Genomic DNA, 23,226 nt, shown 5'->3' with positions numbered 1-23,226 from the left:
AATGAAAATCTGTGTAGTTGGAACAGGATATGTTGGGCTCGTCACCGGCGCCTGCTTTGCAGAAATGGGGCATGACGTCTGCTGCATCGACATCGACGAAGAGCGCATAAAAAAACTCAGAGAGGGTATAAGCCCCATCTATGAGCCAGGGCTTGACGAACTTATAAAGAAAAACAGCGACGCGGGACGTCTTTGCTTTTCAACCAGCGTCAAAGAGGGACTGCCCGGTGCGCGCCTCTGCTTCATCGCGGTAGGCACGCCCCCGGCGGACGACGGAAGCGCGGACCTGGCGCAGGTGCTTGCCGCGATGGACGAAATAGGCGGCGTACTCTCGCACTCATGCTACATCGTCGTGAAATCCACCGTTCCAGTAGGCACCGGCACGCTGCTTTGCAAACGCATAAAGACCCACCTCCGCGAACGCGGCATGGAAGATCTGAACCTGGAGATACTTTCGAACCCCGAATTCCTCAAAGAGGGCATGGCCATAGAGGACTGCCTGCACCCAGACCGCGTCGTCGTGGGCGCCGCAAGCGAAGAGGCGCGCGCCGCAATGCGCGAGCTATACCGCGGATTTGCCGCCGACGACAAAATAATCTTCATGGACCCGGCCTCAGCCGAAATCACAAAATACGCGGCAAACACAATGCTCGCCGCGAGGATCAGCTTCATGAACGAAATAGCGCAGCTCTGCGACAAAGTCGGCGCCGATGTGCTCTCCGTCAAACGCGGAATGGCCTCGGACCGCCGCATAGGCGAGTTCTTCCTCAACGCCGGCTGCGGTTACGGCGGTTCGTGCTTCCCGAAAGACGTGCGCGCCCTCTGCTGCATCGGCGAAAGCCAGGGCCTCGACATGACGATGGCCTCCGCCGTCAGTAAAGTCAACCGCAAGCAGAAGGAGCAGCTCCAGATAATGATGCGCGACCGTTTCGGCAGCGACATGGAAGGGCTGCGCGCCGCAATAATGGGCCTCGCCTTCAAGCCGCACACCGACGACATGCGCGAGGCGCCCTCAATCAACCTCATTCGCGGCCTGCTCAACTGCGGCGCCGAAGTTACCGCCTACGACCCTATAGCGATGGACGAAGCGCGCCGCAGGCTTCATGAAAACATAGACTACGCGGACGGTATAGAAGAGCTGGTGACGGGCGCGGACTGCGCCGTCATAGTGACCGAATGGCCGCAGTTCAAAGAGGCCGACTGGGAAAAGCTCGGCGCGCTGATGACGCGCAAAATCGTCTTTGACGGCCGCAACATCTGCGACCCGGAAAAAATGCTGGCGCTTGGATTTGAATATTACTGCATCGGCCGCAACCTGCGCCCCTAACGGGGCGCTGGGCGCGTGGCGCTGCGGAAGTTATGCGCCGCATCCGGTTTTTCGCTTTTTCTTCGCGCATACGCCCCGCCATATATCACTTGGCGTGAGGCGCGGCGGATACTATAATTGAAAAAGGAATGATAGAAATGGAAAGAGCAGAAAGACTGGAGAGTGATGAGACGATGAAACCGCTTATTGGAATTGCCACCGCCCCATTCAGACACGCCTTCGCCTCGAAGGCTCTTTCAGAGGTCGAAAGCGACGTCCTTGAATATTTCTGGCTGCTCTCGCGCCTGACGGAAAAAATAATCTCCGGAGTACGCGCCGCGGGAGGCCTTCCGCTGTTGCTTTCGCCGACAGAAGATCCGCGCGAACTGAAGACGCTTGCCTCAAAGCTCGACGGCGTACTGTTTGCGGGAGGAAGCGACATAGCGCCCGCCTTCTACGGCTGCGAAAATAAAGGCGCGGTCAGCCCATACATAGAACGCGACCGCTTTGAGCTTGCGCTCTGCCGCGAGGCGCTTGAGAAAAACAAGCCGGTGCTTGGCATCTGCCGCGGCTGCCAGCTGCTCAACGTGGCGCTCGGAGGCACGCTCATCCAGCACATGCCCGACCTCAAACCTGAATGGATACTGCACAAACGCTCCGACGTCATAAGGGGCTACGTCCACGACGTCATAATAAAGGCGCCGTGGCTCTTTCCGTCGGCGAAGGGCGATACGATGCGCGTCAACTCCATGCACCATCAGGCCATAGACAAACTGGCGCGCAAAGCAGAGATCGCGGCAGTGACGGAAGACGGCCTCATAGAGGCTATATGGGCTCCCGAATATAAATTTGCCGCGGCCGTCCAGTGGCATCCCGAATGTCTCTTTGAAGAGGACCCTGTACAGGCCGAGATATTCGCCGCGCTCATAAAAAAAGCAAAAGGCTGATGGCTGACCGGTAATTTTCATCACCAAAGATAAAGCAAAACTACCATAACCGCAAAAAACAGCGCATATTACAATATGCTCAACGAAAGAGAATACATAAATCAAGAGGAGGAACCAGCCGAACCGCGGCTGTCAAACCTCCTCTTTGTGTCTCTGCCTCAAGCGTCCTATATAATCTGCTGACAGCCCCAATTGCGCGGCCTTGGGAATTTGACAAAGCCTCATAATCATGTATAATATTTTTCGGCTCGTTTGACGTGCCATACCAGAATTGCCGGTGTAGCTCAGCTGGTAGAGCAGCTGACTTGTAATCAGCAGGTCGGAGGTTCGAATCCCCTCGCCGGCTCCATTTTTAGAATATATTTCCCAACAGTATAGATAGCCCCCGCGAAAGCGGGGGCTTGATGCTTCTGCAGTTTGGTTTTTTATAGATCATGACAAGCATAAGTGGCATGTATTCCTGTATTGTGCGGCTTTGAGATGTGGTTTAGAAGACGATTTTAATAAATAGAATGGGAAATAAAAATAGGTAGCAACCAGAGCTCAGGATAACTTCATGACTATTTTTATACTAAAAATCTTCAACAGGTGAAATTGGAAACAGACTTGACAAAATTTATGTAGGCGCTATATTACCCACATAATATGTCATACATATTATAGAGTATATAATACAGAAAAGAGAGGCCACATGGCAGACTTATTTTCGAAACAAGATTCAACTAAAAAGCCAGCAATAATTGTAAAAAGGATTCTATCTCTGCTTGAAGAAGGAGCGCTTAAGCCCGGAGATAAGCTTCCTAACGAGCTTGATATTGTAAAACAGAGCGACATCAGTAGGACGTCTGTTCGCGAAGCGTTGTCTGCGTTGGAATTGATGGGGATTATTGTAAGAGTTCCAGGAGAAGGTACATATGTAACGGAAGATGCCCTGTTTGGTAGATTTGGGCCAAGAGGAATTTTAGAGAAATTCCTCGAAGACACCGAACGAGTAAACGGGTCCTTTGAAGCTCTTGAAGCTCGCATGGTATTGGAGCCTTCTGTTGCTGTGATGGCGGCGAGGCGTGCAGAGCCAGAACAGATAACAAAGATGGAGGATTTGCTAGAGGCTTCTATGAAAGCGTTGGAAGATAACAATATTGAACTTTTTCTTGATATTGACGGCGCCTTTCATATGGCTATAGCTGAGGCGACGAACAACGAGGAAATTTTAAATGTAAGCAAAAATCTTCTGATGAAGGCTAATGTCCATATGTGGCGCCGATATAAAGAGGACCTGGGGTTGCTTGAAAGTACCGTTGTAGCACATAGGAAAATTTTGGAGGCGATCAAGGAAAGAGATCCCAAAAAGGCAGGTTATTTTGCCGAGCACCATCTGGCTAAATATGTTAAGTAAGAGCTTTTATTGTGCAGGTTTTTACGGGAAGAGACATTTTCCCGATAAACATAATAAGGAGGTCGTGTTCATGTTTAAGAAGTTAGCGGTGATGTTGGCGATAGTTATGTTTTGCTCTTGTATTTCGGTAGGTGTTCCTGCTCAAGCGGCCACGTGGCCTAAAGAGAAGCCATTTACCATGTTGATCCCCTTTGCCACCGGAGGGGGGACGGATTTTAACGCCCGACTTGTGGCAAAAATTATGGGCGATATTCTTGGCGTCCGTGTCAACAGCATTAACCGTACGGGCGGCCAAGGTGTAGTAGGACATACCGCCATCGCAAAAGGCGCTCCTGATGGGTATACTCTGGGAGATATCGAATGTGAACTTAATATGATGCATTGGTCTGGACTAACAAGTCTAACTTATAAAGATCTGACGCCAATTGCCTTGATAGTTTCTGTCGGAGGAGCTGTCTTTGTCAAAGAAGATGCACCTTATAAAGATATGAAGGAGCTTATAGCCGTTATTAAGAAGACCCCTGGAAAATTAAAAGCATCGGGAGCGTCTCATGGCGGAATATGGCATCTCTGCGCAGCGGGTATGCTACAGGCTGAAGGACTCAAGGCAAACGATGTTGTTTGGGTTCCTAATGACGGCGCCGCACCGTCGCTTCAGGATCTTGCCGCAGGCGGCCTTGATTTTGTTGTTTGCTCTCCTAACGAGGCCGGCCCGCTGGTTAATGCAAAAAAGGTGCGCCCGCTCGTAACGATCACAAAAACCCGCGTTGCCGAATGGCCGAAAATCCCTACCCTTAAAGAGGCTACCGGCTCAAAATGGCAGCTTGATTCATGGAGCGGTATTGCCGCCCCCGCAGGGCTATCAAAGGAAATGAAGAAAAACCTTGGTGACACAATCAAGAAGGTCTGGGAGTCAAAAGAATTCCAGGATACCATGAAAAAAGCTGGAAAAACCCCTGCCTATCTTGGACCTGATGAATTTAAGCAGTTTCTCAAAGAAATGGACGAGAACTACGGTAAGGTTATGAAATCTGTAGGCATCGTAAAATAAATAACTTTACTAAATACAGGAAATAGAAAGGGAAGGGAATACGATGAAAATCAGCGATAAAATATTTGGCATGGTGTTAGTATGTTTCTCTTTATTTGTATTGGTTTATGCTCGATCCCTTCCCTCTTTACCGGGATACGCGTACGGATCCGGGTTTTTTCCGGCGGTGGCCGCGGTATTTATTCTTGGGTGCGGAGTTATGCTTATTTTAAGAGGGCTGAAAACAAAGGATAAATTAGTAGTGCTCGGTGAATGGACAAAATCACCTACTCTTGTCGCTAATATCTGCCTTATTCCGGCAAATTTAGTTTTTTATATGTTGGTCTCCACCCTATTGGGCTTTGTCCCCACTGTTATCATCATGATTACATTTACAATATGGTGGCTTAGAAGAAAATTAAAATCTTCATTCATAGTGGCCGTTGCAAGCTCATTATTGATTTATGTATTCTTCTCTAAAATAATGTTGGTTCCGCTTCCTGCCGGATTTATTGGCCTGTAGTTTGGAATAGGGGGAAATATATTATGCTGGATATTCTTTTTCAGGCCGTCAATATAGTTTTCAAGCCAGAAGTATTATTGGTAATGCTTGCGTCGTCTATTTATGGAATAGTTATTGGAGCCATTCCCGGACTTACCGCAGTTATGGCGGTATCCCTTATTATGCCGATCGCAATATTTCTTGATCCTGTTCCGGCCCTTGCTGCAATTATTGCCTGCGACGCAATGGCTGTATTTGCCGGCGATATTCCTGGAACGTTACTGCGAATCCCTGGGACTCCCGCATCGGGTGCTTACACCGACGATTCCTATAAACTTACTCAACAGGGAAAGGCAGAAATGGTACTTGGCGCCAACTGTTTCTTCTCGGCGATAGGAGGGCTTTTTGGACTGGTTGCTCTTATGTGTGCCGCCCCTGTTCTTGCTGAAGTTGCATTGAATTTTAGTACCTATGAATATTTTTGGCTTGCGTGTCTGGGGCTAACATGTGCTACATTTATGACGTCGCAGGACACCATCAAGGGTATTGCCTCACTATTTTTAGGGCTTTTCATAACTACCATTGGATACGATTCTATAACAGGACAGCCGAGATTTACCTTCGGCAGTACAGAACTGCTCGCTGGTATCCATGTTATCCCCGTTCTCATAGGGCTTTTCGCTGTCTCAGAAATTATGCGGCGCGTTAGCTCGACGACTCCGCCATCGACGGCTTATGATGGCAAAATCGGCCATATATATAAAGGGATATTTCCTCTATGGCGTGCTCATCTTCCTAACTTCTTTCGCGGCAATATTATAGGAGTTGTTGTCGGAGCTCTTCCTGGAGCAGGGGCCGATATTGCGGCGTGGTTGGCCTACGCCATCAGCAAGAAATTCTCAAAAACTCCTGAAAAATTTGGTACTGGACATATGGAAGGTATCATTGAAAGTACATCGGCCAACAACTCTGCTCTTGCTTCGGCCTGGATTCCAGCCTTTGTTTTTGGCATCCCTGGAGATGTAACAACGGCAATGGTTATAGGAATCCTCTATATAAAGGATCTTAAACCGGGCCCCACTGCGTTCTTAGATCATCCTGAGATTATCTATAGTGTATTCATCTGTTTTGCTATTGCGAATATAATGATGCTCGTATTGGGATATTTTTCTATAAAGACATTTCGTCATATTCTACGGATCCCTCCGTTCGTACTTCTTCCGGTGATCCTTGTATTCTGTATTGTCGGTGCCTTTTCAATAAACAATAGCCTCTTCGGGGTTGCCGTAATGCTGTTTTTTGGATTGCTGGGATATATTATGGAAGAAAACAACTTTCCGATTTCTCCTATGTTGCTGGCGATTGTGCTTGGAAACCTTATGGAAAAGAACTTCATTATTTCCATGGTCAAGTCGAATGGAAATATAGTTGACTTCTTTAACCGTCCTATAGCGGGTTCACTCGCCGTGGTTGCAATATTGATTTGGGTATATCCAGTTTTGAAAAAAATCTATAAAACAGCAATGGCTTAGCGTGATTGTGGAACGTTAGACTGCAAAGGGGGAGACGTCATCATGAAAGACGGTAAAGTTCATATCCATATTGAAAACAGCAGAAGTTCTGTCGAAGTTTTTAAAGCAACGCAGGGGCAAATTGATGACCTGCTTAAGAGAAACGCTGATTTTGCCGAGCAGCTGTACATAACAATTGGCAGTAGCGGTTATGACGAGCTTGAGAAATGGACAGATGAGGATTTCAATGAGTATTATAGCTATATGAGCACGGCAGATATTCTTGTCGGGTATAGTTTTCCTACTGAAAATATAGCAGGCTACGCCCCGAATCTTAGATGGATTCACTTTATCAGCTCAGGCGTTGAGCATATTTCTCCTTTTACATGGGTTCCCGATGGTATTAAGCTCATCAATAACCGTGGTATTCACCTCCCAAAATCAGGAGAATCCTTTGCTACATTCCTTGGTATGCTGAACGCAGCCATGCCGCGCCTCATGACAGGCCAACGTAATCACAAATGGGATAGAGTCTTTACTACTGTCATAAAAAATAAGAAACTTGTGGTCTTTGGTGTTGGCAATCAGGGTGGCGAGATGGCAAGACGTGCCAAAGATATGGGGCTTGTGGTAACGGGGATAGACCCTTACTGTAAAGAACATCGTTATTGTGATGCAGTTGTTGGAATGGACAAAATGCAGGAAGTTTTTAGAGACGCAGATTTTCTGGCCATTACCGCACCGCTTACAAAAGAGACAAAGGGCATCATTGGTAGGGAGCAACTTGGATGGCTGCCGAAAAGAGCCGGGATCATCAATGTATCAAGGGGCCCTTTGCTTGATGAGGCTGCGCTTGATGAAAAACTCCGGAATGGCGAATTGTCCGGAGCGATACTAGACGTCTTTTGTGTGGAGCCGCTTCCCGAAGATTCGCCTTTGTGGACCACTCCTAATTTGGTGATAACGCCGCATGTTTCCTCCGATGATCTTGTGAATTACATTCCGTTAACACTTGACCTTACAATAGAGAATCTCCGTAATGAAATTGCAGGCCGCCAGATGAGAAATATCGTCGATATATCAATGGAATTTTAGAGGTCCCCCGTGAAAAAACTTCAAATACACATAATGAATAACCGCCACTCTGCCTATGTATACCAAGCGACGGAAGAACAGGTACTTGACGCGATAGCTAGGAACCGTGACATTGCGGATCGGTTTTGTGTAACGATGGGCAGCAGTGAATATGATTATGATCGTTGGACGGAAAATGATTTAAACTCTTTCTTTACCAGAATGAAAGAGGTGGATATACTCATGGGATATACGTTTCCCACAGAGCATATCCATACCTATGCACCTCATCTCAAATGGATACACTTCAATAGTTCCGGAGTGGAACATATAACTCCTTTTGCCTGGGTTCCAGAGGGACTCTCTCTAACTAATAGCAGGGGCGTCCATCAGCCAAAATCGGGGGAAACTTTTGCCGCATATCTTGGAATGCTCAATTCTGCAATTCCTAAGCTTTATACAGCGCAGAGGAAAGGGCAGTGGGAGAGAGTTTTTACCACCGTTATTAAAGGGAAAAAGCTGGTCGTTATCGGAATTGGATGTCAGGGTGGAGAGGTTGCTAGGCAAGGCAAGCGCCTTGGTATGAATGTGACGGGAATAGATCCTGTAATCAAAGAGCATCCTTATTGTGACGAAATATTGACCGTCGATAAATTGGAGGAAGCGCTGAAGAGTGCGGACTTCCTCGTGATAGCGGCTCCGCTTACTAAATCAACCTACAGAATGATCGGGGAAAGGGAGCTTGGCTGGTTGCCAAAGACAGCATCGTTGCTCAATGTTTCTCGAGGACAGCTGCTTGATGCCGCTGCACTTGATAAGAAGCTACGAACTGGAGCGCTGGCCGGGGCTATACTTGACGTTTTTGACAAAGAACCACTTGAGTACGAATCGCCGTTGTGGACGACGCCTAACCTGATAATGACCCCGCATGTATCATCTGATGACCCTGTAAATTATATGCCAAGAAGCCTTGACATACTTATGTGCAATGTTCGCAATTACCTTGAAGGCAAGCCCCTTGTAAACCTCGTGAACCTAGACACGGAATTTTAAGGAGGCAGATAAAATTGAATGAGAAATTGAATATCATGGTAATGACGGCGGAGGACAGCCTCAAAGTGTTTCGCATGACACAGGAACGCGTGGATGCCGCTATGAAAAAATACCCAGAGTTTATAGACAGTATAAATATTTCAAGAACAATTACAACGACGAGCTTTGAGAATGACCCAAGCTGGAATGAAGAAGACTATAAAAAATTCCGTCGGGATATAAAAGAGGCGGACATCGTAGTAGGCTATATGTTTCCGCTTAAAGAGATAGCGTTGCTTGCGCCACGTCTTAAGTGGATACATATAATAGGGGCCGGAATAGAACATTTGTTGCCGCTGGATTGGCTGCCCAAAGGTGTGATACTGACCAACAACAGAGGTGCACATGCTCCGAAAACGTATGAATATGCCATGATGGCTTTGCTTATGTTAGGAAACCATATGCCTAGACTTGCATGCGCGCAGCGAAAACATTTTTGGGACGGGCATTTTGTCTCCGTTATAAAGGGTTCCAAGGTTGCAATTCTTGGTGCAGGCAAGCAGGGGAGTGCCGTTGCTCTGGCCGCGAAACAGCTTGGAATGCAGACAGTTGGTGTCGATATAAATCAGATACCTAAAGAAAATTTTGATGAAATATTACCCCCGTCGGAACTTCATAAGGTGTTGCGTTCGGCGGATTACGTCGTTGTTACTCTCCCACTGGTAGAAGATACATTCCATTTTGTCGGAGAAAGAGAATTCTCTGTGATGAAGAAGGGCGCTGGTTTTGTAAACATAAGCCGGGGGAAAATAGTAGATAACGACGCGCTGATCTGCAGTCTAGAAGCCGGGCATATCTCAGGTGCCGTGCTTGATGTTTTTGAACAGGAACCGCTTCCTAAGGATTCTCCGCTTTGGTCTGTGCCCAACCTTATCATCTCGCCGCACATGGGGTGTGATGACGAAGAAAATTATATAGACCGTACCTTTGACATTGTATTTCAAAACTTGCGTAGGCTTAAGGCTGGAGAAGCACTTGATAATGTGATCGACATAGAAAAAGGTTATTAAGGAATTAGTTAAAAAATATATACGGAGGTCATTTTGATGGATAAAATAGGATTTATAGGCCTTGGGATTATGGGAAAACCAATGGCTAAAAACCTCATTAAGGCGGGGTACTCTCTTGTTGTATTTGACATCAATAAAGAGGCAGTAGAGGAACTTTGCGTTTGTGGAGCAGAATGCGTTTCTTCACCCGAAGAAGTAGCAAAAGAATCTTCAAATCTTATCATCACAATGCTTCCCAATTCTCCAAATGTACAGAAAGTTGTTACCGGTGATGACGGAATAATAAAAGGCATGAAGAAAGGGCAGATTGTGGTTGATATGAGCTCAATCGCTCCCATTGTCAGCAGGGAGCTTTGCGCGCTCTTAAAAGAAAAAGGTGTAGAGATGATAGACGCACCTGTTAGCGGCGGCCAAGAAAAGGCTAAAGATGGGACGCTTGCAATCATGGTTGGCGGTAATAAAGAGGCCTTTGAAAAGGTACGCCCAGTAATTGCGAAGATGGGGGCTAGTGTTACATATATAGGCGAAAGCGGAGCGGGACAAATCACTAAGCTTGTAAATCAAATGATAGTCGGAATTAACATCTCCGCAGTTGCAGAAGGAATGATTCTTGCAAAAAAAGCAGGAGTCGATCCGCGCAAAGTCTTTGAGGCCATACGAAAAGGACTCGCGGGTAGTCAATGTATGGAGGATAAAGCACCCCGAATGCTGGAAGGGCGCTACGAGCCAGGATTTAGAATAGGGCTGCATATTAAAGATATTCTAAATGTACTAGAAACAAGCAGGGCGGTAAATTGCTCGGTTCCGTTTTCCGTGCAAGTCTTAGAAATGATGCTTTCCGTAGCCAATCATGGTGGTGAAAATCTAGACCATGCATCGATCAGTCGTTATTACGAGGTAATTAATAATCTCTCTTTGCAAGAATCAGTAGAGTCCTAACTCTTATGGTTCAATAGCTATTGAAAAAGGTTATTAATTAAAGAAAAAGACAGCGAATAAGAAGATACTTCTTATTCGCTGTCTTTTTACGGATGCACATTAAGTTCAGATGATTTAGTAAGAAGTGCATAAATCTGGAAAGTTACTATTTGCGGAAGGGCACTCCATTACCACGACTCAAGCCCCGTTTTGTCTGGGAAACAAACTTTTTGGCCGTCCTGTGTTTCTATTACGCGAACCTTTGCGGCAAAACATTCGCTTATGCTCTTTTCTGTGATTATTTCGTCGGGCGCTCCCGGCGGCCACATTTTCCCGTCCCTTACTATAGCTGCGGCGTCCCCTATAAAGAGCGCATGCTCTGGCGAATGCGTAGCCATGAGGACGCTGATGCCTCTTTCGTCCGCAAGACGCCGTACCGTCTTGAGCACCTTGATCTGGTTGCCGAAATCAAGATGGGAGGTGGGCTCGTCAAGCAAAAGTATTTGCGGTTCCTGCACAAGCGCTGCGGCAAAGAGCGCCATCTGGCGTTCGCCGCCGGATAACTCTGTAAAATTTTTTTCTTCGAGATGCGAGAGCCCAAGCTGCGCAAGAGCCTCGCTTACCCTAGCGTAGTCTTTTGGGTTCGGCTGGTCGAAGAAGCCTTTGTGCGGGGTACGCCCCATAGCGGCCATGTCGCGTACTTTGAATGGAAATACGGGACCCGAACTTTGTGGAATGTAGGCTACAATTTTCGCAAATTCTCTGCGCCCCATTTCGCGCGGCGCCTTGCCGTCAATTTTTATTTCACCGCGCAGAGGCGCGGCTGTTCCAGCCAGACATTTTATCAGCGTCGATTTCCCTGCGCCGTTAGGCCCAAGCAGGCAGAGTACGGAGCCTGCTGAAAGTTTAAAGGAAATGTCTTCAATGACGGTTTTCCCTCCGTAGCCGGCGAATAACGAGAGAACCTCGAGCGTCATGCCTGCCACCCGGCCCTTCTTTTAATTAGCAGCAGTGCGAAGAAGGGTGCGCCTATTAGCGAGGTGAGGATGCCCAACGGAATTTCGTTTGCGGTAAGCGCGCGTGCTGCGTTGTCAATGAGAATGAGGTATATGCCTCCAAGCGATACGGAAACTGGAATGAGCTTTCTGTAGTCGGATCCGACAAAGAGTCTTCCGACATGAGGTATTACGAGGCCGACCCACCCTATCGTTCCGGCGAGGCATACAGCAAGGCATGAGAGCAGCGTGCATATAAAGATTACAACGCCACGTTCAACTGTCGTGTTGACGCCTAAAGAACGAGCCTCCTCGTCGCCGAGCGCAAGCAGGTTGACGCGCCAACGGCAGGCGTAGAGCGCTGTGATGCCAGTGATAAAGGCGGGGACGCTCCACTTCAGATCCTCTGGTGCAACGCGTGAGAGCGAGCCCATGAGCCAGAAAATTATAGAGGGCAGCTTGTCGTATGGGTCTGCTATATATTTCAGAGACGAAAGCAGCGCGTGAAAGAAGGCTCCGACTATGATTCCTGAGAGTACGAGCACTAATACAGGCGCGCCTTTGAAGAGGCGCGCCATTGCGTATGCGGCGCAGACTGCGGTTAGGCCGAAAAAAATGGCGGAGGCCTGTAGATATAGACCTCCGTTTGTCAACAGTATCGCTAACGCCGCGCCAAAGCCAGCACCGTAGGAGACTCCCAGAATATCTGGAGAGACGAGAGGATTTTTAAATATCCCCTGAAATATAGCCCCAGAGACTGCAAGCGAGCCTCCGACGAAAAATGCCGCTGTGATGCGAGGCAGACGTATCTGAAAAAATACAGTCTCCATCGTCTGCGGCCATGTTTTTTCTATCGGAAGTACGGTCGAAAGCAGCATTTTTATCAGAGTCTCAACCGGTATGTCGTAGCGCCCTATCAGCAACGACAGGAGAAACGAGGCCGGTACGGCCAGCGCCAGCCCCGTCTGAAGCAGCCGGTCTTTATTTTGGCCGCCATTTAGACCCATTAATGTTTTCCTTTATACGGGACGCCGTAGAAAGTGGTGTAGAATTCCTGCACGAACTTATTGATATCGATGTCTTTAAAGCGTTCAGGGTAGAGTTTTTTCGCCATCCACAATTCACCGAGCGCCATTGACTCAGGGCATGGGTGTCCCCATGGCTTCACATATTCCGGTGTTTCGTAAACTCGATGTTTTTTGACGGCGCAAATCTGCGCCCAGGCCGCCCCCTTGGTTATCTGGGGTATGACCTGAGCTGCGTAGCGATCCTGCACGAAGATGACATGAGGGTCCCATTTTAGTATCTGCTCCATGTTGACCGCTTTGTAACCGCTTATCTCCCGGGCGACGTTGATGCCTCCGGCTCTGTCCATTATTACGCCGACGTATTTACCGCTGCCGTAGGTGTAAAGGTCTGGGTTCGCCATGTAGCAGGTTATTTTTTTATTCTCGGGGATGGCCGATAGTTTGTCGCCGACGAGGGCGCGCCGATCCTCAACGAATGTGTTGAGCTTTTTGGCCTCTCTTGGTTTATTGTATATCTCGCCAAGCAGATTGACGCCTATTTTCATTCCGATGGTATAGGCTCTGTCCGGGTTTTTCAACTTAGGGTTGAGCTTCGACGCCTCTTCGAAATCCGCCTGATAGAGCGAAATAGCGACAACTGGAATCCCTGCCGCTTCGATCTTTTTCAGCGTCTCCTGCGGGAAATAGTGCGTTACTATTACGAGGTCGGGGTTGACCTTGAGCAGCTCCTCCATGTTGACTTCAGTGAGTGTGCCGACCTGCGGCAGTGTTTTGATTGGCGGATAAATCTCCGCGATGCCCGGGAAGAGCAGTTTGTCCCAGTCTTTCATTATGCCGACAAGCCTGTCTCCAGCCTGTAGCTCAAGCGTTATGTCAAGCGCGTGGTGCATAAGGCAGACGACCCTTTTCGGATTTTGTGGGATAGTAACGCTGCGTCCCAACTGGTCGGTTATTACACGCTTGCCTTGTGGCGCGGAGGCCGCAAAGGCGGAGATGGCGGCTGTCAAAACGACAGCTACGGCTGCAATCAACGAAAGAAATTTTTTGCTTTTCATAGCAACACCTTCTATATAAAAATATATGACACACAGTTGCATATTATAACAGCGCAGGATTTAAAAGGAAAAGAAATAAAGTGGGTAGAAATGATTTTATTAAAAAATGAGGGATAAAATAAAATTTGTTCAAAATAACATGAATCTAATTTAAAATTAAACCAGTGCCACGGGCTTGTGCGAAGTGCACAACGGACACGGAGTAATGCTTTTTATTTTGTGCTTCAATGTCCAATGACATATTTAACGACAGGAAGTACATTATTAGTACCGTATCACAAAAATAAAGGAGGCAGTTTATATGAACAAATTTTTAAAAGGTTTTATGACAATTTCTTTAATGGCATTGCTTCTTGTTGTAACGGTATTTCCTGCGAACGCGGCCGAGAAAGTCTATAAGTGGCGTTTAGTAACTCACTCTATGGTGGGTACGGAGCGCTATCAGACAGTCGTTGATTTTTGTAATACAGTAAAGAAAGCCTCCAGAGGTCGTTTAGTGATAGAACCATTTGGGGCCGGAGTGTTATTTCCAGTTTATGATTCCTTTGACTCGGTAAAAAATGGCATAGTACAGGCAGCCTTTGTTTGGTCTGGATATTGGTCCAGCAAAGACCCGACCTTTGCGATTCTTGGCAATCGCCCGGGGTGCCCCATCACAGATTTTAGCAATGAAATGTACCTGGAAGAACAACTTATGCCTATAAAGGAGAAGCTATATAAGAAATATGGCGTGACCTATTTAGGGACGTTGGATTTTATGCCCCCAGAGATTTTGTGTTCGGTTACGCCGATTAATCGTTTGGCTGATTTTAAGGGAAAGAATATTCGTGCGGGTGGAATTGGGGCGCTGTTCTATAAGGCCCTTGGCGCTAATACTGTAAGTGTTGCGGCTCCTGAAATATATACCGCTCTTCAAATGAAGACCATTGACGCGGCAGAGTTCTCTGATTGGAAAGAAAATAAAGATATGGGTTTGCACGAAGTTACCAAGTTTGTCGTGGAACCATGCCTACACCTAGGCTCTAATGAAGACAAGGGGTTTATCGTCAATACCAAGGAATGGAATAATTTACCTCAGGATCTCAAGGATATAGTCCTTGCCGCACGAGACCATTCAAGGTATCGTTCCGCAGTCACTAACCCACCGCAGAGTATTATCGCAAAACAAGATTGGATAAACAAAAAAGTTAAGATTATTGTCTTACCTAAGGAAGATGTAATTAAAGCTCGTCAAATAGGAGCGAAGGTAATTCTTGAGCAGGCAAACAAAACGCCAGAAGGTAAGGCATTTATAAAAGTTTACTCGAAGGTACTCTCCGATCTCGGTTATAAAGACCAGGCTAAGGCTTTGGGGCATAAATAGTCAACACTCTGTTATTTGATTCCCGCAGAGGGGCATTATTTTAAAGAAATTTTGCCCCCTTTATCCCCTTAATATAGAAGACGATTAGGAGAAAAAACATGTTAAAAAAATTTGCCATGCAATTTAATCGTATTTCAAAATATTTAGGCGACATAACAGCGCTCATTATTCTGCCTTTAATTGGATTAATAATATATGCAGCCTGTAAGCGTTATTTCTTTGATAGCATGCCATCATGGGGATACGAAATTCCTATATTCATTTACGGAATGTTTTTTCTTGTTGGAGGAATCTATTGTCAATTAAACAATAAACATGTTAACGTGGACATCCTTCCGAAATACGTTTCCTTGAAGTGGCAAACTAGACTTCAAACTCTTTCTAATTTACTGATCGCCGGTGGGTGCCTTGTTGTTGCCTATTACGCAAGCGGCTGGGCCTATGAGTCCATGTTGATTAATGAGCGTTCCGTTCATCAGACTGATTTTAACCCAACTATATGGTGGTTTAAACTGTTTGTCCCATTCTCATTCTTTTTTGTAGCCATTCAGTCCATTGTAAATATCGTTTTACCTTTGACAAAAGATTCTTTACCCTCAAAGGAGGAGAACTGATTATGGTTTTTGACTATACGCCTCTTTACATGTTCCTATTGCTTATGATGGCGCTTGCCATTGGTATTCCGATCTCATTTTCGCTTCTGATTGTCGCACTGCTTTTTGGTTGTGTCTTATGGGGAACAGGCGGGGTAAGCCTTGCCATCTCGGCGGTTTGGGGTACGATGAATAACTTCACTCTAATCGCGATACCGCTTTTTATATTTATGGCACTCGTGCTGCAAAAGGCGCGGGTTGTAGAAGACTTGTATGACGCGTTCTATAAATGGTCCGGCCCGCTGCGCGGAGGATTGGCTGTTGCAACTATACTTGTAGGCGCTATGCTGGGCGCAATCTCAGGTGTCGTGGCGGCTGGTGTAATTGGGCTTGGATTGATAGGCCTGCCACAGATGACGAAACATGGGTATAACAGAAAGCTTGGCATCGGTTCTGTTATGGCGGGCGGCACCCTTGGACAGCTTATCCCACCTAGCACAAATATGGTTGTATACGGAGCGGTGACAGGTGTATCTATCGGTGGGCTCTTTGCTGGAGGAATTACATGCGGACTCTTTTTGGCTTTTATCTATTCGCTATATATACTGGTGAGAAGTTACTTTAATAAAGAACTTTGTCCAGCGCTGCCTCTAAATGAGAGGGCGACTACAAGAGAAAAAATCCAAGCCCTGCGCAATGTTTTCTTGCCTAGTATGCTTATACTTATAGTGCTAGGTTCTATATTGACGGGAATGGCGACCCCTACCGAGGCTGCGGCTTTCGGCGCCGGTGGCGCTCTTTTGTTGGTGACGTTGAATAAGAAGTTAACTAGAACGCTTGTCTTTGAATCTTCTATAGAAACCATGGAGATAACAGCTATGGTTTGTTGGATAATAATTGGAGCTTCTGCATTTGGTTCCATATTCTCGGGGATCGGAGGCAACGTCCTGATCAGCAATATCGCAATGAGTTTGCCCGGCGGCCCGTGGGCTATATTCACGGTAGCGGTGTTATTTATTTTTGTTCTTGGCATGTTTCTGGAACCAGCCGCAATGATAATGCTCGCGGCCCCGATAGTCTCTCCTCTTATATCCAGTGCTGGATTCAACCCACTGTGGTGGGGATTGATATTTATGGTTCTTTTGCAGGTCGCGTATCTTTCTCCGCCGTTTGGTTTTACTCTCTTTTACATGAAGGGTGCTGCGCCTAAAGACGTTACAATAGAAGAAATATACTCAGCGGCTATCCCATTCATTCTATTACAGATGTTAGGTCTTGCCATAATTATTGCCTTTCCAAAGATAGCGCTGTGGCTTCCACAGTTAATGCAAAATTGATTTCTTGATTTTTATTACTATCCAACTGAGAAATAGATGTCGTCGGAAATCTAAGCATAGAGCTGGAGCATCAGCATAAGTTCATCTAAACTAAAAGGAGAAAACATCATGAAGATATCTTTCATAGGAGCAGGGCATATTACCGAGCTGTTGATCAATCATTTAACGAATACCTCACAGTCTATAGCTGAAAAAATTACGATTGCTGATCCTAATGCCGTCCGATGTGCGGAATTAAAAGAAAAATTTGGAGTGAGGGTTGCCAGAAATAATCGTGAGGCAGTATTGCAGTCTGATTTTATTTTTGTCTGTGTGCAACCTTCCATTGTAGAAAGAGTAGTTTGCGATCTTAAAGAAACGTCTCTTGATAATAAGATATTGATTTCAGTAAGTGCGGGCATTTCTATCAGCACCTACCAAAAAGAACTTCCCGGGGCAGTAGTGGCAAGAGTTTTACCTAATCCGCCCAGTGCTGTAGGGGAAGGAGCGATTCCGATCACAATCAGTGGAAATGTCCAAGAGGCGCAACTTAAAAATATAATGGAGCTTTTAAATCTTTTTGGTAAATGTTTTGCAGTGTCTGAAGATAAAATAGATATCTTCACTTCGCTAACTAGCCCAGCTCCTGTGTTGTCATTCTTTGAATCAATGATAGACGCTTCGGTCCTTTGTGGGCTGGACTATAAGACATCATCAGCGATGGTTTTTCAGACAATATTCGGTTGTTTAAAATTATGGGAAGAGAATGACCTTGACCTCCATCCTTTGATAATAAAGTCATGCACACCCGCTGGAACTTCAGTGGAGAGTCTAAGGGTTATGGATCAAATGAATTTTAGAGCCGCCGTGAAAGAATCTTATCGCGCGGCATGGGAAAAATCAAAGAGTTTTAATAACAAGAACCACAGTGCCGGATTATAGCCACTCTTTGTCAGTCTCTCGAATTATAGGACTGGATAGGGATGGCTTTGTTTTGAGTAGTATGAAATTGTTGTGTTTTCGGGGGAAACCATGCGGCAAGAACAGGAAATCAGACATAAAAAATTTACGATAGGTATTGATGTCGGAGGAACGAACACGGATGGAGTCCTTTATAACACAGAAGGGAAGTATATCACATCTTCGGCGAAGATTTCCACGAATCATAACGACTATGGATACTCTGTGGAAACTGTCATTAGGAAACTACTTTGCGCTGCGTTGCCTAAGGATATAATATCTCTCAATATTTCTACCACACTTTCGACAAATGCTTTGCTTGAGGGTAAAGGCGCTCCTGTAGCGCTTGTGCTTATTGGCTATGATGATTTCCCTCATATAAAAGACGAGATATTAAAGATTGTTTCCCCATCAGCAACGCTATCCATAATGGGTGGGCATAATGGATGGGGAAAGGAACGCGCCCCGCTTGATATAGGCGCGTTAGCGAACTTTGCAAAAAAGCATGTAGGAGAATATTTTGCCATATCGTCTCTTTATTCGCCGCGCAACCCGTCACATGAGATAAAGGCCGCAGAAACTATAAAAGATATCGGATGTGCAGGATTAACTTGTGGGCATGAGATAGCTCACTCAAAATTAAATTCTGTGAAGCGCACCGTAACCTCATTTTTAAATTCGTCACTTATGCAATCTACGAAGCATCTTATTCATAGTGTAAAGCTTTGCGCCGAAAAATTTGATCTTGACTGTCCACTCATGTTCCTACGTAGTGACAGCTCTCTTGTTTCCGGAGAATGGTGTGCGCGCTTTCCAATAGAGACGATATTTTCTGGGCCCGCAGCCAGTATGCGCGGCGCGGCCGTACTAGATGATATAGATGAGGGCGCGGCGATAGTGGCGGACATGGGGGGCACCTCTACCGACATAGGGCTGATACGCGAAGGGCGTCCGGTGTTTTCCGAGGAGGGTGCGTCCATTGGTTCATATCAGACGATGATACCTTCGCTTGAAATATATTCCGCAGCGCTTGGCGGAGACAGCTTAGTGTGCGTGGATGGAAAGAGCGGCGCCCTTGTCATCGGGCCGCAGCGAGCCGTGCCTGTAGCAAGGGGCGGCGCCTCTTGCGCCTATACGCCTACGGACGCACTCTGTACGCTCGGTTTATATGATGGAAACAAAGAGGCAAGCTGCATCGCGTCAGAAACTTTAGGAAAACAGCTGGGGCTTTCCGCCGCGGAGTTCGCCTCAGCAGTGCGCAATGAGGTCTCTACGCGGCTTGAGGCGCTGTTTGCAAAAAAATGCAGTAGCACCGGAATGAAAAAAATATGTGTCGGGGCGCCGGCGGCTGCCTACGTTGAAAAAGCAGCCGATATCAGAGTCCCCCACGGTTCCGGTGTGGCCAGTGCGGTAGGGGCTGCTGCGAGTTCTCTTTCGCTTTCATGTTCAGTTGCTATCATTCACAGTTTCTTCGACGACCTGTATTATGCCTTTTTGCCAGATGCAAAGCTTTGTGCGCCGAACGTTTACGAAATTACAGCAAAAAGCAAAATGAGGCTTGACGTTTATTTACGGAGGCAATCCCAGTTGATGGGCATTGAAAAGCCGCATGTCACAATAACGGAAGAGCGGGAATACATTGGTAAAGAACAGAACGAAAAAAGCCTTGCCAAAATCACCATAACAGGCGAGGCCGTTGTGCAGAATATATAAATCGGTGCGCTCCCTTTGTATAAGATGGCAGCGTTGCGGAAGGGATTGTAGATAATGCACAAATACTCGCATAACTTAGGAGGGGATTTTATTAAACTATAACAAGGGTTATTTTAGGCAATACATTAAAATATTGAACATAAACTAAAAGAATTTAAATTATATGGGGGCGGCCCGATGTTGATAGGATTACAGGAACGAATTGGATCAATACTAAAAGAAGCCGAACTGCCAAAGGCGGCAACCGTACTTTCAGAATCCCGCGCCATCGCCTCTGAAGTGAAAATCGGGCGCACTAAATTTATGGACAAGTATGACGTCTCCTCTGAGCTTGAATATAAACGCCGCTGCGTACAAGAGAAAAAGATCATGTACCACGCCCATATCGGCATGAACACATGGGCCAGCACCGCAGAGGCGCTGCAGGGGCTCTACGGTTTCGCAGAAGCAAACGGCTTCACGATGGACAGAGCCGGGATATGCCTTGACCGCAGAATGTCGCTTCCGCTTTCTCTTCGCCGTTCGGCCATACAGGAAACCGGCCCGTATCTTGCCACCGACGCCGACTGGCAGGGCGTTGGACAGGCTGCGCCAATACAGCCGCACATGGGAGATTTTATAATCGGCTTTCCCGCCTCTACGACAAACGCTGTAGCGGCTCTGCGCGCCGGTGTCACTACAGTAGGCAATCTCTCCCAGTTTTTCGCGCACGAAGCGCCTATGTGGAAGAGAACGGATATAACCACTGTCGAGACCGCAAAGGCAATTGGCATAATGGGAGCCTTGCGCGCCAAGGGAACTATGATGCATTCATACCTCGACGACGGTTTTGGCGCGCTCTTTCTTGACTGTGCGACGAGCGCCGCGTGGGGCTATCTTGAAAAATATATAGTGGAGGAGCTTTTGGGAGCGCGCCTCGCCCACTGCATAGGCGGCCTAATCTCAGATCCTGTGAAGCGTTCCGGATGGATATTCGCTCTGGATGAAATACATGACCATGACTGCGTTGGTTCTATGATCTATGGAGATACCATATCTTCCGATCCGAATCCGGAAAAGAACCGCTCTCTTACGTCGGAGTACCTTATATGGGACATCATGACGCAGCTCGAATGCCCCACTGGGCATGCGGTGCTCCCCGTGCCGTTTACCGAGGCGCTTCGCGCGCCGTCGCTTGATGAAATATGCGAGGCGCAGCTTTGGGGTCGTGAGACTGAAAAAATAGCGCGCGGCCTTCATCCGCATTTCGATTTTTCCGCAAGCAAAGCCTTTGCGCATTCTATATGTACTAAGGGCAAAAGGATATTCAAAGACGCACTGTCTTTCTTCGAGGAGTGCGGAGTCGATGTTAAGGATGCTGTCCAAATGCTCTACGTGTTGAAAATGATAGGCCCCAGAGCCTTTGAGGACCAGTTGAACCCGGGAGCGCGCTCCGGCGCTGATACTTACGAGCCGCCGATTCCAAACGACATCTTTACAAGAACGCTGAGTCACGTCGAGTTGTGGCGTCCATATTACGAAAGCTGTGACGTGTGCCGGAAACTTTCAGGGGTCAATGCGCTCATCGCCTCAACTGACGTCCATGAGCACGGACTGCTTTTGATAGACAGGCTGCTTTGTGCGGCAGGCGCCGTAGTGCAGAACATCGGAGCGGAGCGCAACCCAGACGAGGTCGTCTCCGAAGCCGCCGCACGACGTGTCGAAATAATATTCATCAGCTCCCACAACGGTATGGCGTTGGAGTATGCGCGCAGCGTCAGAGACGAGATGGAAGAACAGAATTATAAGGTGCCGCTCTGTATGGGCGGAGTGCTTAACCAGAACATAGAAGAGAGCGTTATCCCAGTTGATATAAGCGCCGATCTTGAAGCAATGGGAGTAGGGGTCGTAACTGACCTGAAGCTTCTCCCGGAGAAGACGGGGCAGGCGCTTGCAGTAAGCAAAGAAACATCAAAATAAGGGAGAGTGTCATCATGCAAAGGAAAGGTTATCTCAAGTTCTTCATCATCTCACTTGCCGCGCTTACGCTCACAGCGGTATCCTTCTTATCACAGGCCACGGCCGCGCCGGTAGTACTCAAATTTGCCGGACAAAACCCGCCGGAACACTTTGCTACTACCTCGATGAGGGCGATAGCGAAAGAGGTTGAGCAGAAGACTAACGGCCGAGTCCAGATACGCGTTTTTCCAGCCAACCAGCTGGGCGACTACTCACTCGTATATGAAGAACTTATTCGCGGCACCATAGAGATGGCGGCTATATCCTTTCCGAGCCAGTTCGACAGCAGAATGGATATGATATATATCCACGGGTATACCGCAAGCTATAAGCAGGTGGCTAAAGCCTACGACCCGAACGGCTGGTTCTTTAAAATGATGGATCAGTTTAACGGCAAATTGGGTGTGAAGCTGCTTGGTATGTATCTTGAAGGAATGGTTGGCATGGGGACGGTGAAGGAGATCAAAGAGCCGCTCAATCCAAATGTGGACCACGGAGTGTTGCTGCGCATACCTAACATGGACGTCTTCAAGACGGCGCTGGAAGGTGCGAAGTTCCGTACCATCTCCATACCTTTCGCCGATGTCTATCAGTCGATGCAGACCGGAGTATGCGACGGTGATACGGGTTATTCCATCGTAGCAGCCTACACTGCGTTGGGCGATGTCATAAAGCATTGGTACAACTACAATAAAAATACGGAATGCTTGGGCATAATGATCAGCAATAAGGTATGGGACAAGCTTTCAAAGGAAGATCGTCAGGTACTGCAGGCTGCCGTCAACAAACAGACCGCGCTTTCCATAAAGAACGCGGAGGCAAACGACAAAAAATATCTGGACCTTATGACCAAACGTGGTATAAAAGTCCACACCTACACGCCGGAGCAGCTTCGCCCAATGATGAAGGCTTTCTCAAATACATGGGAAAAACTGGATGACAGCAAGGGAAAAGCTCTCATGAGCGACTTTAAAAATGAAATGAAAAAAATAACAGACGGCTCAAAATAACAAGATAGGAAGCTTCAAACGCACAGAGCCGGGCTCTTTTTAAGAGGCCCGGCTCTGTGCGTTTATAACGGCCCGCCGTACCTTAAGATAAAAAGCGGTAGGTAGACGGCAGGTAAGCGCGCCGCGGCTTGGCGCCAACGCCGTGGATTTAGTGACTTGGTTTATTAGCCGCATTGAAAAGGCGGCCGAAGCCGAAAAGGTCACGGCAGGCTGTTTTGCAAGCACAAAATTACAGTTTAAGAATTGTTTGATGTTCGCCGGGTTTAGCGGGGGGTTGATGTCCCGCGGCCTCCGCCATTTTTAGGAATCTTATAATATCTTCCATTGTAAGCCGAAGGTCGTCTTTGGCGCGCGGCTTTGCTTGTTGGTAGGAAACAGCGACTCTGTTGATGCTGAATATGGCCGAAAC

Annotated in this window: 21 protein-coding genes and 1 tRNA gene; 18 read left to right on the top strand and 4 right to left on the bottom strand. The window is 47.2% G+C overall.

The genetic code is table 11. The features are described from left to right. Position 1 precedes the first annotated feature (1 nt). The 11 genes from RRY12_09865 to garR all read left to right on the top strand — a co-directional run bounded on the left by RRY12_09865 (position 2) and on the right by garR (position 10,807). Positions 2 to 1,327, top strand: a complete 1,326-nt coding sequence (locus RRY12_09865) for a UDP-glucose/GDP-mannose dehydrogenase family protein (GenBank protein ID MEG2184973.1) — start codon at positions 2 to 4, stop codon at positions 1,325 to 1,327. 137 nt (positions 1,328 to 1,464) lie between these two features. After that, positions 1,465 to 2,253: a gamma-glutamyl-gamma-aminobutyrate hydrolase family protein gene (locus tag RRY12_09860; protein MEG2184972.1), complete on the top strand. Its 789-nt coding sequence runs from the start codon at positions 1,465 to 1,467 to the stop codon at positions 2,251 to 2,253. Between the two features lie 273 nt (positions 2,254 to 2,526). Beyond that, a tRNA-Thr gene (locus RRY12_09855) sits at positions 2,527 to 2,602 on the top strand. A 342-nt stretch (positions 2,603 to 2,944) separates the two neighbouring features. Next, positions 2,945 to 3,649 carry a FadR/GntR family transcriptional regulator gene (locus tag RRY12_09850; protein ID MEG2184971.1) on the top strand — a complete coding sequence of 235 codons (705 nt, stop codon included), beginning with the start codon at positions 2,945 to 2,947 and terminating at the stop codon, positions 3,647 to 3,649. Between the two features lie 70 nt (positions 3,650 to 3,719). Then, complete coding sequence (locus RRY12_09845) at positions 3,720 to 4,700, top strand: tripartite tricarboxylate transporter substrate binding protein (protein ID MEG2184970.1); 981 nt, start codon at positions 3,720 to 3,722, stop codon at positions 4,698 to 4,700. A 43-nt stretch (positions 4,701 to 4,743) separates the two neighbouring features. Then, positions 4,744 to 5,202 carry a tripartite tricarboxylate transporter TctB family protein gene (locus RRY12_09840; protein ID MEG2184969.1) on the top strand — a complete coding sequence of 153 codons (459 nt, stop codon included), beginning with the start codon at positions 4,744 to 4,746 and terminating at the stop codon, positions 5,200 to 5,202. A gap of 23 nt (positions 5,203 to 5,225) precedes the next feature. Further along, a complete protein-coding gene (locus RRY12_09835; GenBank protein ID MEG2184968.1) occupies positions 5,226 to 6,713 on the top strand; it encodes a tripartite tricarboxylate transporter permease in 1,488 nt (495 codons plus the stop codon). 42 nt (positions 6,714 to 6,755) lie between these two features. Continuing rightward, positions 6,756 to 7,787, top strand: a complete 1,032-nt coding sequence (locus RRY12_09830; GenBank protein MEG2184967.1) for a D-2-hydroxyacid dehydrogenase — start codon at positions 6,756 to 6,758, stop codon at positions 7,785 to 7,787. A 9-nt stretch (positions 7,788 to 7,796) separates the two neighbouring features. Next, entirely contained in the window at positions 7,797 to 8,819 is a 1,023-nt protein-coding gene (locus RRY12_09825) for a D-2-hydroxyacid dehydrogenase (GenBank protein MEG2184966.1), read from the top strand. Between the two features lie 14 nt (positions 8,820 to 8,833). Beyond that, a complete protein-coding gene (locus RRY12_09820) occupies positions 8,834 to 9,868 on the top strand; it encodes a D-2-hydroxyacid dehydrogenase (protein MEG2184965.1) in 1,035 nt (344 codons plus the stop codon). Positions 9,869 to 9,904: 36 nt separating this feature from the next. Beyond that, positions 9,905 to 10,807 carry a 2-hydroxy-3-oxopropionate reductase gene (gene garR / locus RRY12_09815; GenBank protein MEG2184964.1) on the top strand — a complete coding sequence of 301 codons (903 nt, stop codon included), beginning with the start codon at positions 9,905 to 9,907 and terminating at the stop codon, positions 10,805 to 10,807. A gap of 167 nt (positions 10,808 to 10,974) precedes the next feature. On the opposite strand, the gene RRY12_09810 is transcribed toward garR, so the two are convergent. From RRY12_09810 to RRY12_09800, 3 genes are read right to left on the bottom strand one after another with little or no spacing between them, the layout of a single operon-like run. Next, positions 10,975 to 11,763, bottom strand: coding sequence for an ABC transporter ATP-binding protein (locus RRY12_09810; protein MEG2184963.1), 789 nt, complete (start codon positions 11,761 to 11,763; stop codon positions 10,975 to 10,977). Then, the gene (locus tag RRY12_09805) at positions 11,760 to 12,788 is read right to left on the bottom strand and encodes an iron ABC transporter permease (GenBank protein MEG2184962.1); all 1,029 of its coding nucleotides are present in this window, start codon (positions 12,786 to 12,788) and stop codon (positions 11,760 to 11,762) included. The genes RRY12_09810 and RRY12_09805 overlap by 4 nt, the downstream gene beginning before the upstream one ends. Next, a complete protein-coding gene (locus tag RRY12_09800) occupies positions 12,788 to 13,864 on the bottom strand; it encodes an ABC transporter substrate-binding protein (GenBank protein MEG2184961.1) in 1,077 nt (358 codons plus the stop codon). Before RRY12_09800 ends, RRY12_09805 begins: the two co-directional genes overlap by 1 nt. 301 nt (positions 13,865 to 14,165) lie before the next feature. Between RRY12_09800 and RRY12_09795 the strand changes: the two genes are divergently transcribed. From RRY12_09795 to dctP, 7 genes are all read left to right on the top strand, one after another. Further along, positions 14,166 to 15,227, top strand: a complete 1,062-nt coding sequence (locus tag RRY12_09795) for a hypothetical protein (protein ID MEG2184960.1) — start codon at positions 14,166 to 14,168, stop codon at positions 15,225 to 15,227. A gap of 98 nt (positions 15,228 to 15,325) precedes the next feature. Beyond that, positions 15,326 to 15,841 carry a TRAP transporter small permease gene (locus RRY12_09790; GenBank protein MEG2184959.1) on the top strand — a complete coding sequence of 172 codons (516 nt, stop codon included), beginning with the start codon at positions 15,326 to 15,328 and terminating at the stop codon, positions 15,839 to 15,841. A gap of 2 nt (positions 15,842 to 15,843) precedes the next feature. After that, on the top strand, positions 15,844 to 17,157 hold the full coding sequence (locus RRY12_09785) for a TRAP transporter large permease subunit (protein MEG2184958.1): 1,314 nt from the start codon (positions 15,844 to 15,846) through the stop codon (positions 17,155 to 17,157). A gap of 108 nt (positions 17,158 to 17,265) precedes the next feature. Next, complete coding sequence (locus RRY12_09780; protein ID MEG2184957.1) at positions 17,266 to 18,078, top strand: pyrroline-5-carboxylate reductase; 813 nt, start codon at positions 17,266 to 17,268, stop codon at positions 18,076 to 18,078. Between the two features lie 90 nt (positions 18,079 to 18,168). Continuing rightward, entirely contained in the window at positions 18,169 to 19,809 is a 1,641-nt protein-coding gene (locus RRY12_09775; GenBank protein MEG2184956.1) for a hydantoinase/oxoprolinase family protein, read from the top strand. A gap of 177 nt (positions 19,810 to 19,986) precedes the next feature. Next, positions 19,987 to 21,768, top strand: coding sequence for a cobalamin-dependent protein (locus RRY12_09770; protein ID MEG2184955.1), 1,782 nt, complete (start codon positions 19,987 to 19,989; stop codon positions 21,766 to 21,768). A gap of 14 nt (positions 21,769 to 21,782) precedes the next feature. Next, positions 21,783 to 22,817 (top strand): TRAP transporter substrate-binding protein DctP, encoded by a 1,035-nt coding sequence (dctP, locus tag RRY12_09765; GenBank protein MEG2184954.1) that lies wholly within the window; start codon positions 21,783 to 21,785, stop codon positions 22,815 to 22,817. A gap of 229 nt (positions 22,818 to 23,046) precedes the next feature. Here dctP and RRY12_09760 read toward each other — a convergent pair. Beyond that, positions 23,047 to 23,226, bottom strand: a 180-nt coding sequence (locus RRY12_09760) for a hypothetical protein (protein ID MEG2184953.1), incomplete at its 5' end; no start/stop codon positions are given.

It is taken from the genome of Cloacibacillus sp., assembly GCA_036655895.1.
In the GTDB taxonomy this organism is placed as follows: Bacteria; Synergistota; Synergistia; order Synergistales; family Synergistaceae; genus JAVVPF01.
This window is presented reverse-complemented; position numbering and strand designations above follow the sequence as displayed.

Coding starts and splice junctions, on each gene's coding strand:
- RRY12_09835 (MEG2184968.1), top strand. CDS start 5,226: ATGCTGGATATTCTTTTTCAGGCCGTCAATATAGTTTTCAAGCCAGAA.
- RRY12_09810 (MEG2184963.1), bottom strand. CDS start 11,763: ATGACGCTCGAGGTTCTCTCGTTATTCGCCGGCTACGGAGGGAAAACC.
- RRY12_09775 (MEG2184956.1), top strand. CDS start 18,169: ATGCGGCAAGAACAGGAAATCAGACATAAAAAATTTACGATAGGTATT.
- RRY12_09805 (MEG2184962.1), bottom strand. CDS start 12,788: ATGGGTCTAAATGGCGGCCAAAATAAAGACCGGCTGCTTCAGACGGGG.
- RRY12_09865 (MEG2184973.1), top strand. CDS start 2: ATGAAAATCTGTGTAGTTGGAACAGGATATGTTGGGCTCGTCACCGGC.
- RRY12_09780 (MEG2184957.1), top strand. CDS start 17,266: ATGAAGATATCTTTCATAGGAGCAGGGCATATTACCGAGCTGTTGATC.
- RRY12_09840 (MEG2184969.1), top strand. CDS start 4,744: ATGAAAATCAGCGATAAAATATTTGGCATGGTGTTAGTATGTTTCTCT.
- RRY12_09770 (MEG2184955.1), top strand. CDS start 19,987: ATGTTGATAGGATTACAGGAACGAATTGGATCAATACTAAAAGAAGCC.
- RRY12_09830 (MEG2184967.1), top strand. CDS start 6,756: ATGAAAGACGGTAAAGTTCATATCCATATTGAAAACAGCAGAAGTTCT.
- RRY12_09800 (MEG2184961.1), bottom strand. CDS start 13,864: ATGAAAAGCAAAAAATTTCTTTCGTTGATTGCAGCCGTAGCTGTCGTT.
- RRY12_09795 (MEG2184960.1), top strand. CDS start 14,166: ATGAACAAATTTTTAAAAGGTTTTATGACAATTTCTTTAATGGCATTG.
- RRY12_09785 (MEG2184958.1), top strand. CDS start 15,844: ATGGTTTTTGACTATACGCCTCTTTACATGTTCCTATTGCTTATGATG.
- RRY12_09790 (MEG2184959.1), top strand. CDS start 15,326: ATGTTAAAAAAATTTGCCATGCAATTTAATCGTATTTCAAAATATTTA.
- garR (MEG2184964.1), top strand. CDS start 9,905: ATGGATAAAATAGGATTTATAGGCCTTGGGATTATGGGAAAACCAATG.
- dctP (MEG2184954.1), top strand. CDS start 21,783: ATGCAAAGGAAAGGTTATCTCAAGTTCTTCATCATCTCACTTGCCGCG.
- RRY12_09860 (MEG2184972.1), top strand. CDS start 1,465: ATGGAAAGAGCAGAAAGACTGGAGAGTGATGAGACGATGAAACCGCTT.
- RRY12_09850 (MEG2184971.1), top strand. CDS start 2,945: ATGGCAGACTTATTTTCGAAACAAGATTCAACTAAAAAGCCAGCAATA.
- RRY12_09845 (MEG2184970.1), top strand. CDS start 3,720: ATGTTTAAGAAGTTAGCGGTGATGTTGGCGATAGTTATGTTTTGCTCT.